The organism is Acidiluteibacter ferrifornacis (genome assembly GCF_009909615.1).
Lineage (GTDB): Bacteria > Bacteroidota > Bacteroidia > Flavobacteriales_E > Vicingaceae > Acidiluteibacter > Acidiluteibacter ferrifornacis.
This window is the reverse complement of sequence record NZ_WWNE01000003.1, coordinates 416,198-433,219: the sequence shown is the minus strand read 5'-3', so window position 1 is coordinate 433,219 and position 17,022 is coordinate 416,198. Positions and strand designations below refer to the sequence as shown.

General features: G+C 36.0%; 14 protein-coding genes. 10 read left to right on the top strand and 4 right to left on the bottom strand.

Going from position 1 to position 17,022, the window contains the following annotated elements; all coding sequences use genetic code 11:
• Window positions 1-2,614, top strand: a 2,614-nt coding sequence (locus tag GQN54_RS02075) for a T9SS type B sorting domain-containing protein (protein WP_160631461.1), incomplete at its 5' end; no start/stop codon positions are given.
• A complete protein-coding gene (locus tag GQN54_RS02070; protein WP_160631459.1) occupies window positions 2,614-3,198 on the top strand; it encodes a riboflavin synthase in 585 nt (194 codons plus the stop codon). The genes GQN54_RS02075 and GQN54_RS02070, both read left to right, overlap by 1 nt.
• On the opposite strand, the gene metF is transcribed toward GQN54_RS02070, so the two are convergent.
• On the bottom strand, window positions 3,195-4,148 hold the full coding sequence (gene metF, locus GQN54_RS02065) for a methylenetetrahydrofolate reductase [NAD(P)H] (protein ID WP_160631852.1): 954 nt from the start codon (window positions 4,146-4,148) through the stop codon (window positions 3,195-3,197). The two genes, GQN54_RS02070 and metF, sit on opposite strands and share 4 nt — an antisense overlap.
• Window positions 4,149-4,230: 82 nt before the next feature.
• Window positions 4,231-6,861, bottom strand: a complete 2,631-nt coding sequence (locus GQN54_RS02060) for a gliding motility-associated C-terminal domain-containing protein (RefSeq protein ID WP_160631457.1) — start codon at window positions 6,859-6,861, stop codon at window positions 4,231-4,233.
• Window positions 6,862-7,193: 332 nt separating this feature from the next.
• Here GQN54_RS02060 and lepA point away from each other — a divergent pair, with 332 nt between their 5' ends.
• The 7 genes from lepA (at window position 7,194) to GQN54_RS02025 (ending at window position 14,578) form a co-directional block, all read left to right on the top strand.
• Window positions 7,194-8,990 carry a translation elongation factor 4 gene (gene lepA / locus GQN54_RS02055; protein WP_160631455.1) on the top strand — a complete coding sequence of 599 codons (1,797 nt, stop codon included), beginning with the start codon at window positions 7,194-7,196 and terminating at the stop codon, window positions 8,988-8,990.
• Between the two features lie 82 nt (window positions 8,991-9,072).
• Window positions 9,073-9,558: an RNA polymerase sigma factor gene (locus tag GQN54_RS02050; protein WP_160631453.1), complete on the top strand. Its 486-nt coding sequence runs from the start codon at window positions 9,073-9,075 to the stop codon at window positions 9,556-9,558.
• Entirely contained in the window at window positions 9,558-10,589 is a 1,032-nt protein-coding gene (locus GQN54_RS02045) for a hypothetical protein (RefSeq protein WP_160631451.1), read from the top strand. The genes GQN54_RS02050 and GQN54_RS02045 overlap by 1 nt, the downstream gene beginning before the upstream one ends.
• Window positions 10,590-10,650: 61 nt before the next feature.
• Entirely contained in the window at window positions 10,651-11,490 is an 840-nt protein-coding gene (locus GQN54_RS02040) for a porin family protein (protein ID WP_160631449.1), read from the top strand.
• A 118-nt stretch (window positions 11,491-11,608) separates the two neighbouring features.
• A complete protein-coding gene (locus GQN54_RS02035) occupies window positions 11,609-13,153 on the top strand; it encodes an acyl-CoA carboxylase subunit beta (RefSeq protein ID WP_160631447.1) in 1,545 nt (514 codons plus the stop codon).
• An 87-nt stretch (window positions 13,154-13,240) separates the two neighbouring features.
• Entirely contained in the window at window positions 13,241-13,903 is a 663-nt protein-coding gene (locus tag GQN54_RS02030) for a response regulator (protein ID WP_160631445.1), read from the top strand.
• A gap of 69 nt (window positions 13,904-13,972) precedes the next feature.
• Window positions 13,973-14,578 carry a thioredoxin family protein gene (locus GQN54_RS02025; protein WP_160631443.1) on the top strand — a complete coding sequence of 202 codons (606 nt, stop codon included), beginning with the start codon at window positions 13,973-13,975 and terminating at the stop codon, window positions 14,576-14,578.
• A gap of 54 nt (window positions 14,579-14,632) precedes the next feature.
• Here GQN54_RS02025 and GQN54_RS02020 read toward each other — a convergent pair whose 3' ends face one another.
• Together GQN54_RS02020 and GQN54_RS02015 are read right to left on the bottom strand one after the other, a co-directional pair.
• Entirely contained in the window at window positions 14,633-14,872 is a 240-nt protein-coding gene (locus tag GQN54_RS02020; RefSeq protein ID WP_160631441.1) for a hypothetical protein, read from the bottom strand.
• Window positions 14,869-15,540 carry a hypothetical protein gene (locus tag GQN54_RS02015; RefSeq protein ID WP_160631439.1) on the bottom strand — a complete coding sequence of 224 codons (672 nt, stop codon included), beginning with the start codon at window positions 15,538-15,540 and terminating at the stop codon, window positions 14,869-14,871. The genes GQN54_RS02020 and GQN54_RS02015 overlap by 4 nt, the downstream gene beginning before the upstream one ends.
• 161 nt (window positions 15,541-15,701) lie before the next feature.
• Between GQN54_RS02015 and purD the strand changes: the two genes are divergently transcribed.
• A complete protein-coding gene (gene purD / locus GQN54_RS02010) occupies window positions 15,702-16,976 on the top strand; it encodes a phosphoribosylamine--glycine ligase (RefSeq protein ID WP_160631437.1) in 1,275 nt (424 codons plus the stop codon).
• Window positions 16,977-17,022: the final 46 nt, after the last annotated feature.

Here is a 17,022-nt window from a genome sequence, read left to right as displayed (position 1 = left end):
ATACCTTTTATCTTTTGTGATGCTAAGCGCTAATTTGTTTGCAACTCACAATAGAGCTGGAGAAATTGTATATCGTCATGTAAGTGGATTAACTTATGAAGTGACTTTTATTACCTATTCTGATCCATTGTCTGATGCTAGTAAGAGAACTGAGATAAAAGTATGTTGGGGGGATGAAGGGATTTGCAATGATAATAACTCAACATCATTACAGCGCACACTAATATTAAATATAAACTCCAATGTTCAGCGGAATGAGTGGAAGGCTACTCATACATATAGTGGAGCTGGTGTTTTTAAGATTTCTGTAACTGATCAGGCAAGAAATGCGGCTATTAATAACATTACTAACTCCGTTTCGGTTCCCCTTTATTTAGAAACTACACTGAGCATTAGTCCTTTCAATAACGATTTTAACAATTCGCCATTGTTACTAAATTATCCAATTGATGAGGGTTGTGTTGGGTCTGTATTTGTTCATAACCCTGGTGCTGTTGACCCTGATGGTGATAGCCTGGCTTATGAACTTGATAAAAGTAGAACTTATAACGGAGAGATTGCGGATGGTTATTTTTTGCCTCCTGCTTCAAACTCTATTACTGTAGATCCAATTTCAGGAGATTTAATTTGGGATCAGCCTACTCAAGGGGGCAGTTTTAATCTGGCCATGAGAATTAAAGAATATCGCAATGGTATATTATTAGGATACATTCTAAGGGATATCCAAGTAGATGTGATTAATTGCCATAATGCTCCACCAAGAATTACACTGCGAGAAAATCATTGTGTTACTGCCAATGAAGTGCTTTCATTCAATGTAAATGCATTTGATCCTGATGTTGAAAGTTCTAAGAATAGGGTTCAATTGACTAGTTCAGGAATTGCATATAATGGAACAAATAATGCAACTTTTGTTGAACCATCGATTGCAAGAGATGTGAATGGGACATTTGTGTGGATTCCAAATTGTGATAGAGTAAGAGTTTCAAAGTATAATTTTTTATTTAAAGCGATAGATAATGGGACTCCAAATCTTTCGACTTATAAAACAGCTTATGTAAAAGTTAACGCACCTGCTCCGAAAAATTTAAGAGTGCTTAAGCAATTTAATAATGCTCTTTTAGAGTGGGATACAAGTAACTGTTCTAATGGGATGGGATATAAAATATATAGAAGAATAGATTCCTCTGGATTTGTTCCCGATAGTTGCCAAACAGGAGTACCTCCTCAAATTGGATATACTCGCATTGCCACTATACCAGATATCTATCAAACTTCTTTTTTAGATGACAATAATGGAGAAGGGCTTGTGCCCGGCAGAAAGTATTGCTATTTAATCATCGCTTATTTTGAAGACGGCGATGTAAGTTATGCTAGTAACGAAACGTGTGTTTTATTTAATAAAGTGGTGCCTTTAATGACTAAGGTTTCCGTGGACTCTACAAGTGCTATAGATGGAGTTATTGACTTAGCATGGTCTTCGCCCGATACAATAGATCAGGCTTTGCATCAGCCTCCTTTTCATTATCTAATTGAAAAAGGAGTTTCAGGTAGTTTTAATGTTATAGATTCTACAGTTTCCTTATTAGACACAACTTATACACATAGTGGGGTAAATACTACATTAAGTGAGAACGAATACAGAGTAACCTTATGGAGTTATGGAAATGGAAAACGAAAGGTGGGGTCTGCCAATAAGGCTTCTCAATTGTTTCTAAATGTAGCGATTGGTGATGAATCACTTATGTTGACCTGGGCGTTTGATGTACCTTGGGAAAACAAAAGTTTTGTAATATTTAGGAAGAATCTTACTAATGGGTTGTTTGATACCATTGGAAGTACCAATACGACCAGCTTTCTAGATACCTTTGGCTTGGTGAATGGGGTAAATTATTGTTATCGTGTTCAATCAAAAGGACAGTACGATTCTACAGTATTTAAACCAGAAGTGATTAATTTTTCTCAAGAAGTATGTGCTATCCCACAGGATATAGATCCGCCGTGTACTCCATTATTTTCTTCAGATTACGATTGTATAAATGGACGACTAGAATTATCTTGGGAGCTTCCTGCCAGTGAGTGTGTCCGTTCTAATGATATAATGGGATTTAATATTTATAAGGGTTCCAGTCTTTCAGAGATGAAATTGTTTGAATATGTCTCCGGAAACTCATCCTCTAGAAAGCTATTTATGATTAACGCTCAGGTCGAGTCCTTAGCGGGTTGTTATGTTATAACCGCAGTTGATTCTGCTCAAAATGAGAGTAGTACTTCTGAGCCAATTTGTATTGAAACTTGTCCAATCTACGAATTAACAAATGTATTTACACCTAACGGAGATGGAATTAACGATTTATTTGTCCCTTTACCTTATCGTTATGTAGATCGTGTAGAATTATATATTTATGATAGATGGGGGAGAGAAGTGTTTTATACGACTAATCCTGATATTAATTGGAGTGGCCAAATGGACGGTGATCAAGATTTACTAGCGGATGGAGTGTATTTTTACGTTGGCAAAGTTTATGAGTATAGACGTTCGGGTATTGTAAGTCGCGAATTAAAAGGTGCGGTTACTTTGGTAGATGGAACTGTAAAAAAATATAAGAACTAATGTTTACGGGAATAATAGAACAAATTGGAGTGGTAAGTAAAGTGGAATCAAATTATTCTAACAAGACGTTTACGATTGATGCTCCTTTTACAAGTGAATTAAAGATAGACCAAAGTGTGGCACACAATGGGGTGTGCTTGACCGTTGAAAAAGTTTTTGAATCTAGCTATGAAGTGACAGCGATTGAAGAAACATTGAATAAAACGGTTTTAAACAACTGGGAGCCCGGAATGTTGGTGAACTTAGAACGCTGTATGCAAATGAATGCTAGGTTAGATGGTCATATTGTTCAAGGCCATGTTGATGGAATTGCTAAATGCATAAATGTAGTAGATAAAGATGGAAGTTGGGAGTTCACATTTGAAACATCTGAGAAACTAGTATTAATTGTCGAGAAAGGTTCAATTTGTATTAATGGAGTAAGCTTGACGGCTTTCAACGTAAATGATTTTCAATTTACTGTAGCTATTATACCTTATACCTTTGAGCATACCAACTTCAAAACATTACACTTAGGAGACCATGTGAATCTAGAGTTTGATATTATTGGAAAATATGTTCAGCGATTAGCCACTACTAATTAAAAAATTTCTTTGGCAATATTTCTAACTGCATTCGACTTACCCATTGTATAGAAGTGAATACATGGAACTCCATAGTCTATAAGTTCTTTACATTGCTTTAAAGCCCACTTTTCACCCACTGTTTTAACTTCTTCTGTAGTAGTGCAAGCTTCTACTAGGTCAGTTAATTCTTCCGGCAAATCGATATGAAAAAGTTTAGGGAGTATTTGTAATTGCCTTTTGGTGGCTATAGGTTTTATACCAGGCACAATAGGAACCTCTATTCCGTTTTCACGACACAAGTTAACAAAATTGAAGAATTTTTGATTGTCGAAAAACATTTGTGTTACAATATATTCCGCTCCTGCATCAATCTTAGCTTTCAAGCGAATGATATCTTCTTTCATATTCGGTGCCTCTGAATGCTTTTCTGGGTATCCTGAAACCCCAATACAAAAATTAGTTGGTGCAGCATTTTCTATATTCTCTTCGATATAGTTTCCATTATTCAGGTTGATGATTTGCTTCACTAGATCAACAGCATATTCATTGCCTCCTTCTTCCGGGACAAAATATTGCTCTGTTTTAATGGGGTCGCCTCGAAGAGCTAAAACATTATTAACACCTAGAAAATTTAAGTCAATTAAAGCGTTTTCAGTTTCTTCTTTAGTAAACCCGCCACATATCAGATGGGCTACTGAAGGCGTTTGATACTTATTGCTAATCGCTGCACATATCCCTACAGTACCTGGTCTTTTTTTTATCGAGAATTTTTCTAAATAACCTTTTTCTCTTTTTTTATAAATAAACTCTTCTCTGTGATAAGTCACATTTATAAAAGCCGGGTTAAACTCTATTAATGGATCTATTCCATCATATATTGACTGTATACTTTTCCCTTTAAGTGGAGGTAATATCTCAAAAGAAAACAAGGTTTTCTTTGTGTTTTTTAATAATTCAGAAACTTTAATTGGTGCAATCATAGGGTGCAAATATAAAAAACCTCCGTTTGAATTTTTCAAACGGAGGTTATAAAACGGTTGCTAATGAAAATTATTTAATAATGGTAAGCGTACCTTTTTGAATAGGTTGTTCATTGTCGTTTAAGTCAAGAACGTAGAAATAAGTACCTGCTTCAACATCTTTCGCATTCCAATCATTTTGGTAGTCTGTAGCTTGAAAAACTTCTCTTCCCCATCTGTTATAGATAGAGATACTATTTCCAGGGTAGATATCGATTAATCCTAAATCTAGATAATCATTGATACCGTCACCATTAGGAGTTAGGACATTAGGCATAATCACTACAATCTCACAATCAGGAGCTGCGGCACTAGCACCATACTTACAGCCACCTACTGTTCCTGCTGGTATATCGCTTACAGCTCTTATGTAAGCAGTAGGGCTTCCCAATCCTGGAATTCTAGCTGCAATATCACCTTGTAGAGGGTTTGGAGAAGGCATAGTAGGTAAAACTAGCCAGTTGATCTGATCGAAGCTATATTCATAGTATGCAGCATATGGAATTGAATTCCATATGTACAGCTTACCTTCCTTAGTAGCTTGCCCACACGATAACTGAGGTGTAGCTAAATAGCCTGCAATTCTAACTGTCACACTATCCAATCCCTCACAACCAGACTCGCTAATTAGTCTGAACTTGTATTCTCCCCCTCCGTTGATCATTAGACCATCAAGGGTATCATTGACTAACAAAGAGTCGTTGAAATACCATTCAATTTTAAATTTACTGGTATCGTAGTCATATCCTGAAGATAACATATACTCATAGCCCTCACAGATTAAAGAGTCATTACCTAAGTCAACAGGATATTCGTCAATTCTCTTGATGAAGAAAGTATCGTTGATTGTACAAGGCAAAATATCTACTTTGAAGATGTATTTTCCATTGGCAGGAATTTGAAGAGAATCGGTAATGCCGATAATATCTCCTTTAGGTCCTTTCCAAGTAAATGTATTCACGTCTACTCCCGTAGGAATCAAAGAATCCATTTTAATAACAGGGTATGGATTGATGTTACAAAATTCATAATCAGGAATTTCTACGTATATTGTTTGATTTTCTTGAACAAATAAGAAATCTTTAGCACGACAACCTCTGTAAGTTAGGTCTACGCCCCAATAACCTGTAGTGTCAGCAATTTGAGTATACTCAGTTCCTAGAGAATCTTCAGAACCGTTACTACTTTGTTTGAAAAACCACTGGTATTTACCTCCTTCAATAGGAGCATTTAATACTGGGAAAGGGTTTTCAGGATTACAGTAGACGATATCCTCTCCCATGTCTATTTGTAAATTATTTTGCACATAAATATCAATCACTGTAAATTCAGGGATATCAATACCGCAAGCAGTTTTCCAAGTATTGAAATCGCTACCTCTTTTGATGTAGGCTTTCACCACACCACCGGGCTCACCATTCACAAAGTTACTAGGCAGTCCTATTGGTTCAAAAAGCTTTACTCTCAATTTTTTTGTTTTTAAAGCTTTACAACCATCAACAGGATAAATAGAATCGACAGCATAAATGGTAGGAGGTGTAGTAGAAGAATCAGTTACTCTCAAATCAGATCCGTTAATTTCTACAGAAGAACACAAGATGTCTATGTCTAACTCAATGTCAAAATAGCGTGCAGCACAGTCAACTACTATAAGGTTAGGATTATTTCCAGTGTAGCCTGTAGGATAATTAGAAGAATCTATACTCGTATTGGTAAATACTGGGTATTCGTCGTTACAAATTTCTCCAAATACGATACGTAAATCTCGCATAATGGTTCCACGCAAAACTTTTTTCTTTTTAGTTACAATGCTGTTATTGGGCAAGGTGTCTGTCCACAAACTATCTTTCCACTCTTCAATGAGATATGCAAACGAACCTTTAAAGGTTTGAGCAGGAGTAAATTTCATAATCCCGGTTTTAGGGTCTACTTTCACAGGGCGCTTTGTTATAGGAAGCGGGTCGTTACCAGTAAATCCTGCAGCATAGTTGACCTGGACCCCAAGCGCAGAGAGGGAAGGTGTAATAAAATAGGCAAGAGAGTCTCCATCAGGGTCGCTTGCACTTAAGTCAAATTCATATTCCCGGCCCACACAGAACGAGGAAACTGGCTCATCGTTGTTAAACACTGGAGAATTGTTGTAATAGGTAATGGGGTTCCCAGTGTTGGTGTAAAGACGCCTATTGTTAAGTATATTTTCTACATAAAAAGTTCCTTGATTCGCATGATTGTCATTGGACGGTCTTGCGTTAACACTCCAAGAAATCGACCAGAATTCGCAAGGCCCCGGCAATTCTATGGTGTCTCTATATAACCATTCTTCTGTACAAGGTTTGGAATCATCTAGAATACAGTTTGAGCCTTTTTCAATACCTCCACCTTTTCCAAAAATAGTGTCTTTTAAAAACATTGGAATGGGTGGAAATGGAACATCACCAAAACAAGTAGAAAACACCTTTATTGGAATACTCGTGGGTTCACCTGCTGTACCTGGTCCACAATCTCTGTAAAATCGAAAGGTGACCTCGAATTTATATGGGTTTAGCGAGTCAATTTGCTTAGTGGTAATGTCACCTGCAGCCACGTGGGTTGCATTTGCAGTATTGGTTACAATAAGTGCTAAAATTAAGGTCGTTAAAGCGGTAAAGATTAACTTTTTCATAAATTATATATCATTATGTTAGCCGATAAGCCCGTAAAGAAACGAAAAACTTTAATGTTTACAAATCTTTTGTGGGACTAATTCTGGGTTAAGACGTGGCTTTTTCCATTATGGTTGCATCAAAACTATTTATTCAAAAGAAGAGACTTAATCAATATCAACTAGTCTTTTTAAATGCATTAATGTCAGAATGTTGTGCATGTATAATTGATGCTATGTTTTTAGTTTAATATTGAGGAAGCAACTTTGACAGACCAAGATTTTGATAAATTTTACCAGAAACATTTTGCTTGGTTCAAAAAAAGTAAATTTGCGCTCAATTTATTTTTACCATGGAGCACATTCGTAATTTTTGTATTATCGCACACATTGATCATGGCAAGAGTACTCTTGCTGATCGATTGCTACAACAAACCAATACTATTTCAGAAAGAGAGTTACAAGCACAAACTCTTGACGATATGGATTTGGAGCGAGAACGCGGAATTACTATCAAGAGTCATGCGATACAAATGGATTATGAACAAGACGGGAAAAAATATACCTTAAACTTAATTGATACTCCTGGACACGTAGATTTTTCTTACGAAGTTTCGCGTTCAATTGCGGCTTGTGAAGGGGCTTTATTAATTGTGGATGCTGCTCAAGGAATACAAGCTCAAACTATTTCTAACCTTTATCTAGCACTAGAACATGACTTGGAAATCATTCCGGTGCTCAATAAAATAGATTTGCCTTCAGCAAACCCTGAAGAAGTAAAGGATCAGATTGTCGACTTAATTGGCTGTGATCGGGATGATATTTTAATTGCATCTGGGAAAACAGGTTTTGGGGTGGATACCATATTAGAAGCTATTGTTGCCAGAGTCCCTCACCCAGTTGGCGATCCGAACGCCCCGTTACAAGCACTTATTTTTGATTCCGTTTTTGACAGTTACAGAGGAATAAATGCTTTTTTTAAGGTAGTTAATGGCGAAATTAAAAAGGGAGACAAAGTTAAATTTGTAAATACTGGAAGAACTTACGATGCTGATGAAATTGGAACATTGCGTTTAAAACATCAACCTAAGAGTGTTGTTAAAACTGGAGACGTAGGTTACATTATTTCAGGAATAAAAGTAGCTAAAGAGGTTAAAGTTGGTGATACTATTACCACTGTCAATAATCCTTGTGAAAAGGCCATTCAAGGTTTTGAAGATGTTAAGCCTATGGTGTTTGCAGGCATATATCCTGTAGATACCGATGAATATGAGGAACTAAGGGATGCCATGGAGAAATTGCAATTGAACGATGCTTCATTAACATTCGAGCCTGAATCTTCTGCAGCTCTAGGCTTTGGATTTCGTTGTGGATTCTTAGGTATGCTTCACATGGAAATTATTCAAGAGCGATTAGAGCGTGAATTTAACATGACGGTAATAACTACTGTTCCTAACGTTTCCTATCATGCATATTTAGTTCGAGAGCCTGAAACAAAAATATTAATTAACAACCCTTCAGATTTGCCAGAGGCAACAATTTTGGAGCGGGTTGAGGAGCCATTTATTAAGGCACAAATTATCACTAAGTCTGACTTTGTTGGTGCTGTGATGAACTTATGTATTGATAAGCGAGGAGAATTAAAGAATCAAGTTTATTTAACTCCTGAGCGTGTAGAACTAACTTTTGAAATTCCATTGGCAGAAATCGTGTTTGATTTTTACGATAAATTAAAGACCATCTCTAAAGGTTATGCCTCTTTTGATTATCACCCGATGGGCTATAGGGAATCGAAGTTGGTTAAAATGGACTTATTGTTAAATGGTGATCAAGTTGATGCATTGTCAGCTTTAATCCATAAAGATAAAGCATTTGATTTAGGTAAACGAATCTGTTTAAAGTTGCGTGAACTATTGCCTCGTCAACAATTCGATATTGCTATTCAAGCTGCAATTGGAGCAAAGATAATTGCCAGAGAAACGGTGAAAGCCCTACGAAAAGATGTAACTGCTAAATGTTATGGAGGAGATATTTCCAGAAAACGTAAGTTATTAGAAAAGCAAAAAGCAGGTAAGAAAAGGATGCGTCAGATTGGAAATGTAGAGGTTCCACAAAATGCATTTATGGCCGTTTTGAAGCTGGATGATTAAAAGCTAGAAAAACTTTTCCCATTTGCTGTAACATTTTTATTACCTTGTTCGTCCCACAGACAAAACCGGCCAACCAAACCGAATGAACAAGTCTCAATATAACGAAAGCGTTTCTCTTTATTCTGATAATATTTATCGGTTTATCTTGAAAAATATCAAAGATGCTGATAAAGCGAAGGATATTGTTCAGGAAACATATGTGAAGCTGTGGGATAAGTTAGATTCAGTAGATTTTTTGAAGGTGAAATCCTATCTTTTTACAACCGCTTACCACACTTTGATCGATATGGTGCGCAGAGATAAGAGACAAACTTCATTTGGAGAGGTGGACTATAATGAGCATGCACACTCAGAAGGGTACTCTGATTTAAAAGAGATTCTAGATGAGGCGATTTCAAAATTGCCAGAAATTCAAAGAAGTGTCATTCTTCTAAGAGATTATGAAGGATACTCCTATCAAGAAATTGGGGAAATCCTTAGTTTGTCAGAATCACAAGTCAAGGTGTATATTTTCCGAAGCCGGAAATTTTTGAAAAATTATTTAGTAAGTGTCGAAAATTTGTTGTGATGGAGAAAATAACTAAATACAATTATGAGGCTTTTTTTCTCGATTTTTATGAAGGAAACCTTGATGCCATTCAAAGCGAAGCGCTGTTAGACTTTTTGGAATGTCATCCTGAATTAAAAGTTGAATTCGAGGGATTTGAGCAAATCTATTTGCCAAATAATGACATTTCTTTTGATGCTAAAGAAGAATTGTTCACAGAAGAAGCAGGTTTTCAAACACGAATTTCCAAACATAATTTTGAATCGTTTGCAATTGCAAAAATCGAGGGATTGCTATCAGGGAGTAAACTAAAAGAGTATGATTTGTTTACTGCCAAGCATCCTAAGTGGAAACAAATAGATAAGCATTACAACTCTACAGTTCTCGCTGCCGAACAATTTGACTTTCCCAATAAGTCCGATTTAATAAGAAAGAGAAAACCAATGACAGTTTATCTCTATACTTTTTCATCGGCTGTAGCTGCTGCATTATTAGTGTTGTTTTATTTGTTTACTCCCGATAAAGTATATGATTATCGATCAGTTGCTGAACTTCAAAAGGAAGTGTCGATTCAGGAGATTTCTTTTGAATCAATAGTAAAATCAAGTTCAAACCCTATTGCCACTACTACAATAAAAGACCATTCTACAAATTTTGTTCCGGCTCAACGTTCAACAACTTCATCTGTTAAAGATAATGCTGATAATGCAAGTCAATCTAATTTTGCCTCTAATGATGAAGTGGAAGTTTTTGAAACCTCAATAGCAATGGTTGAAGAAATGGATGTAATAGGTATGGAAGATATTTCAATGGCGGAACAAGTGTCACCAAATAAAATAAGTCCAAAAAGTTCCACTAAAACGATGCACACTCCAATTGAGTTGCTTAAGAAAGAAATGTTAAATGATAAACCTATAATAGAGGTAATAGCTGATGAGATTACAGCAGCAACTAATGAAAAAATTAAGCTGAAAGCCGTAAAAGGTCTCAATCAAAAAATAGGAGAATTTGCTTTGCAGATTGGTTCTTTTAGCATTTCAAAAAAATATTGAGATAAAGCTGTAACAAAATAATGAGCTCGTCCGTCCTACTTTCAAACACAAACTATAAACCATGAAAAAATTAATCTTAATCATAGCGTCGATCGTATTTTCAGCAGCCTCAATGGCTATTGAAAAAGATACTACAAAAATAACAATTCGTGAAAAGGTCATTTTGATAATTGATGAGAGTGGCGACACATCGGATATTGTTTTGAGTGACACTTCTTCTAATGTTTCTAAAAGAAAAAGAGCTACAAGAGACAGTCATTGGGCAGGGTTCGATTTGGGAGTCAACGGATTTTTAACTCCTGATGGCTCCACATCTTTAGACCCCAAAGACTCTTTTTTAGATTTGAATTACTCGAAGTCAGTGGTGGTCAATTTGAATCCTTTTGAAAAGTATATTCCTATAAAAGGAGACCGTTTTGGAATATTAACAGGATTAGGATTTCAATTTAATAGTTACGATTTAAAAACAAATAACCGTTTAATTACTACTCCATCGACAGACTCTACAAAAAGTCAGTTGAGTTCTTTTAGAGACTCATTGAATATGGCTTCAGTAAGTAAGAATAAATTCAAAGCGACTTATTTAACAGTACCGATCTTATTCGAATACAATGATGCCAAGCTTGCACGAAAAGGATTTCATTTCTCGGCAGGTATGGTGTTCGGATACAGAATAGGGTCGAAAAATAAAATGAAATATACTACGCCTTCTGGGAATAATAAAAAGGACAAATATAGAGATGATTTTAACTTAAACCCTTTCAGTATGGCACTTACGACTCGATTTGGAGTAGGTTGGGTAAACTTATTTGCTACTTATAACTTAAGCCCCTTATTCGAAAAAGATAAAGGACCTGAATTGTATCCATTTACTGTAGGGATTACCTTATTAGACTTTTAATTATTGCAAAAAAATTAAAAAGCCGAGGCAAACACTATTGCCTCGGCTTTTTGTTTTAAATAAATTCGAATAAAAAAGCGGATTTCTATACCTTTGGTCGACAAAAATATCAAGAGCCATGAAGGGAAAATTTGAAGAGTTAGATCGAAAAATAGCTGAAGCCAAATTGGGTGGAGGAGAAAAAAGAATAGAATCTCAGCATTCAAAAAACAAACTAACAGCAAGAGAAAGAATTCATTTCTTATTGGATGAAGGTTCTTTTGAAGAAATTGGTATGCTAGTGACTCATAGAAGCACCAATTTTGGTTTGGATCAGCAAGTGGTTTTGGGAGACGGAGTGGTTACAGGATATGGTACCGTTCATGGCCGACTGGTATACGTTTTTGCACAAGACTTTACAGTTTTAGGAGGGTCATTAGCAGAAGCGCATGCCGAGAAAATTTGCAAAATCATGGATTTGGCGATGAAAAATGGAGCGCCGGTATTGGGTTTAAATGATTCAGGTGGTGCTAGAATACAAGAAGGTGTAGTTTCATTGGCAGGGTATGCTGATATATTCTATAGAAATACAAAAGCAAGTGGGGTTATTCCACAATTGTCTGCTATTATGGGGCCATGTGCCGGCGGGGCAGTATATTCACCTGCTTTGACTGATTTTATTATGATGGTTGAAAATTCGTCCTATATGTTTGTGACAGGTCCAAACGTAGTGAAAACAGTTACACATGAAGATGTTACATCTGAGGATTTAGGCGGAGCTTCTGCACATTCAACTAAATCTGGAGTTACACATTTTACATACGCAAATGAGATAGCATGTATCAATGGTCTGAAGCGATTGTTGTCCTATATGCCACAAAACTGTGAAGAGAATGCACCTTCTTTACCGTATGACTTTAAAGGTTCTGAAAAAAGGGAACAATTAAACAATATTATTCCTGAAAACTCTAATCAGCCTTACGATATTAGAGAGGTTATTAATGGTGTTATAGACGCTGATTCGTTTCATGAGGTACACAAAGACTTCGCTGAAAATATAGTGGTAGGTTTTGGTCGATTGGCAGGTAAATCAATAGGAATAGTAGCGAATCAACCAGCCTTTCTAGCAGGAGTTTTAGATATCAATAGTTCAAATAAAGGAGCAAGGTTTGTTCGTTTTTGCGACTGTTTTAATATCCCTATTTTAGTATTTGAAGATGTTCCAGGTTTCTTACCAGGAACCGACCAAGAATGGAATGCGATTATTACTAATGGAGCTAAATTGCTTTACGCATTCAGTGAGGCTACTGTTCCTCGAATTACTGTAATTACTAGAAAAGCATACGGTGGCGCATATGATGTAATGAACTCTAAGCACATTGGAGCAGATATGAATTACGCATGGCCAACTGCTGAAATTGCAGTAATGGGAGCCAAAGGCGCCGCAGAAATTATTTTTAAGAAGGAGATAGCAAATGCTTCTGATCCGGAAGCTAAATTGGCTGAGAAAGAAGCTGAATATGCTGCGCTTTTTGCCAATCCATATAATGCTGCTGCTAGAGGGTATATTGATGAAGTTATTAAACCTGAAGATACCAGAGAAAAGCTCATTAAGGCCTTCAAGATGTTGGAAAACAAAGTGGAGGTAATGCCGAAAAAGAAGCACGGAAACATTCCATTGTAGATAGTTCAAAAGGGTCAATTAATTTAAAGGAATCATCTTAGGCTTTTGTCGAAGAAATTTCTATTTTTATCTTAAAATTTGATCACTGTGAACGCTAAAACACGAATTATTGTAGTAGATGACCATCAATTAGTTCTAGATGGGCTAGCTTCTATTGTGAAAGAAATAGAAGAGATTGATCTGCTCGCCACAGCATCAAATGGTAAAGAAGGATTAAAACTTGTTGAGGTACTCAAACCAGATTTAGTTTTGACGGACATTGATATGCCCATTATGAACGGCATTGAGTTTACCACTCAATTAAAACGAGATTATCCAACTATTAAAGTAATTGTCTTGACCATGCATAGTGAACCCTCTCTCACCAAAAAATTAATGGAGTTGGGCGCAGACGGTTATTTGTTAAAAAATGTAGACTGTAACGAGTTGGTTGATGGGGTTTTAAAGGTTTCAAGTGGTAAATCTTATTTCTCGGCTGCGGTTACACAATCTTTATTAAATGAAGGAAAAAGTGGTTCTTCTCTTTTTGCTTCAGAATCAGAGACTGTTATTTTATCTAGATTAACCTCTAGAGAGGTAGAGATATTGAAAGCGATAGCTGAGGGCTATTCAAATAAGGAAATAGGCGATAAATTGTTTATTTCTCACCGGACTGTGGATACCCACCGTACCAACTTGATGAAAAAGTTGGAAGTTCACAATATAGCAGGGCTAATCAAGTTTGCAATCAAAAGTGGCTTGGTGAACTAAAGTTAACGCTCAATTTATTATTCGGTCTAATAATTGTTTAATTTTAAATAATTCTAAAAAATAAGAACAATGAAAAAGATTAAAAATACAATACTAGCTGCATTATTATTAGTCGGAATGTCAGCTTTTACGCTTTATGAATCATTAGAAATTGGAGCTAAGGCACCCATGACCACCTTAAAAATGAAGGATACGAATGGGAAAATGATTAGCTTAAATGATGTGAAAAAGGAAAATGGGTTATTAGTAATGTTTACATGTAATACATGTCCTTTTGTGAAAGCATGGGAAGATCGCTACACGAAAATTCAAAAAACGGCTGCAGATAAAGGAATAGGTGTAATATTGGTTAATTCAAATGAAGGTAAAAGAGAGAATGATGATTCTATAGAGGCAATGAAAAAGCACGCCGCTGAAAAAGGCTTTACTGCTCCTTATGTTGTAGATTCTGATTCAAAATTGGCGAATGCTTTTGGTGCTGCCACTACTCCTCATGTATACTTGTTTAATAAAGAATTCAAATTAGCTTATGTAGGTGCTATTGATGACAACTACAAAAGTGCAGGAGATGCAGATAAGCATTACTTAATGGATGCTATTAATAATATGGTAGCGGGTAAATCAATTAATCCTTCAGAAACGAAAGCCTTAGGATGTAGCATAAAGCGACCATAGTAAAATAAAATATTTCCAGAAAAAAGTAGAATAAGCGTTATCGAAAGAGGACGCTTATTTTTTTTCAATCCATTCTCCTCGATGTGGTTTTAAAGCGTCTCTGACTGTCAATAGGTTTTCTTCTAATACATCGATATGCGCAATGGTATGAAATTCTGTTATTTCAATTATGCCTGTTTGCACAGGAGCTATGGAATGCTTCTTGGCAAATTCATCTAAATGTAAGGCGTGGTGCTCTGCAATCGGTTTAGATTCAGCTCCTCTAAAGTCCCAAATCATTCGGATAGTTTTCATTGATTACTTAATAACATGTTGTGATGAAACTCATTTATCGCTAATTCATGTACATAGGGGTAAAGTAAAAGGTCTCTTAATTGGGAAGAACTTTTATATAAAGTGTAATGTGAGATCCGAGTATGACCATCTGGCGTGGAAGTCATAGTCATCCATTGCTTTCCTTGTGTTTTTCCTCCATGAACATAGCTATATTCAATGGTGTAATTTTCCTCAGATAATTTAGTAACTTCAAAAGCTACGGCCAAGTTATAGAAACCTTTAAGTAGTTTAAGATTAACATAAAATACTTGTCCAACTTCTGCTCCGCCATAATTGTCGTTCATGTAAGAGATGCTGTTGTTCTTTTTCGAGATTAAACAGCCAAAATTGAGCATCTTACCATTCCATGATTTAGCTGGACTAGTGTTGTTGTATGAAGCCCAAACTTCTTCAATTGGTTTTTTTATAAGGTAGCTTTGATGATGCTTTTTGTAACTTTTGCTTTCTTTTTCAGAATAACTTCCCTTTACATCGATAAAGTTGATGATTTTGTTTTCTTTCTGCCTATTTATAAAATCACAAACCTTTTTGAATTGAATTTCTTTAAAGTTAATTGACAGTATGTTATCTTGAGCTTTTGCACAAAATGAAAATAGAATAAAATAGAAAATAATTAGTGCCTTCATAAAATCGAAAGGCAAGTATACAAAAATAAATGGGTAGAGGTGGGTAGTGTTAATTCCTAGTATCTAGTAGTGGAATATTAAAACACCAAACGATTGAAAACTTAGATGATTTTAAAGTGCGTAAAAGAGGTTGATTTTGTTTCTTTGCAATAAAAAAAATAATGCGAGTATTAGTTTTAGGATCTGGAGGAAGAGAACATGCCTTTGCATGGAAAATTGCACAAAGTCAACAATTAGAAAAATTGTTTATTGCACCTGGGAATCCCGGTACTGCTCAATGCGGAACCAATGTGGCTATCTCAGTCAATGATTTTGAAAAAATAGCCGAATTGGTTTTGCGTGAAAAAATTGATTTAGTTGTTGTTGGTCCGGAAGATCCTTTGGTGAATGGAATCGCAGACTATTTCGAATCTAAAGACGAGTTGAAAGCTGTAGGAGTGATTGGACCACATCAAAATGGTGCTCAGCTAGAAGGGAGTAAGGATTTTGCAAAAGAGTTTTTAATCAACCATCATATACCAACGGCGCGTTACCAAAGTTTTTCAGCAAAGGATTTGGAGGCGGGATATGCTTTCTTAGAGACTTTAAGTCCTCCATTTGTTTTGAAAGCCGATGGTTTGGCAGCAGGAAAAGGAGTTGTTATTCCAGACAATTTAGTGGATGCAAAGCGTGAATTAAAGGAAATGTTGGAAGACCAAAAATTCGGTGAAGCTAGTGCTAAGGTTGTGATTGAAGAGTTTTTGAAAGGCATTGAGATGTCGGTTTTTGTGATGACCGACGGAAATAGTTATAAAATTTTACCAGAAGCTAAAGATTATAAGCGCATTGGTGAAGGAGATATGGGTTTGAATACGGGTGGAATGGGAGCGGTGTCTCCAGTTCCTTTTATTGATGAGGAGTTGATGCAAAAAATTGAAGCACGTATCGTAAAACCATCAATAGAAGGAATAAAGAAGGATGGGTTAAAGTATAAGGGCTTTTTATTTATCGGTTTAATGATAGTTGACGGAGAGCCTTTTGTTATTGAATACAATGTGCGAATGGGAGACCCAGAAACGGAAGTGGTTTTGCCCAGAATTCAATCCGACTTATTGAGCCACTTTTCTGCCATAGCAAAAGGAACATTAGAAAAGGAGACGATAGAAATAGATGAAAGATCTGCAACCACAGTCATGTTAGTTTCGGGGGGATATCCAGAAGCATACGAGAAAGGGAAAGTAATGACTGGGGTTGAGAATACAACCAATTGTATCTTATTTCACGCAGGAACTGCATTAAAAGAAAATGAATTGGTGACAAACGGCGGGAGAGTGATGGCAGTTACAGCTTATGGTAATAATATGAAAGAAGCATTGGCATTGTCTTTTGATAAAGCACAACGTATTCTTTTTGAAGGAAAGAATTATAGAAAGGATATAGGATTTGATTTGATGTAAATAAAAATGCCTTCGTTCAAAGAACGAAGGCATTTAACTATTTTTA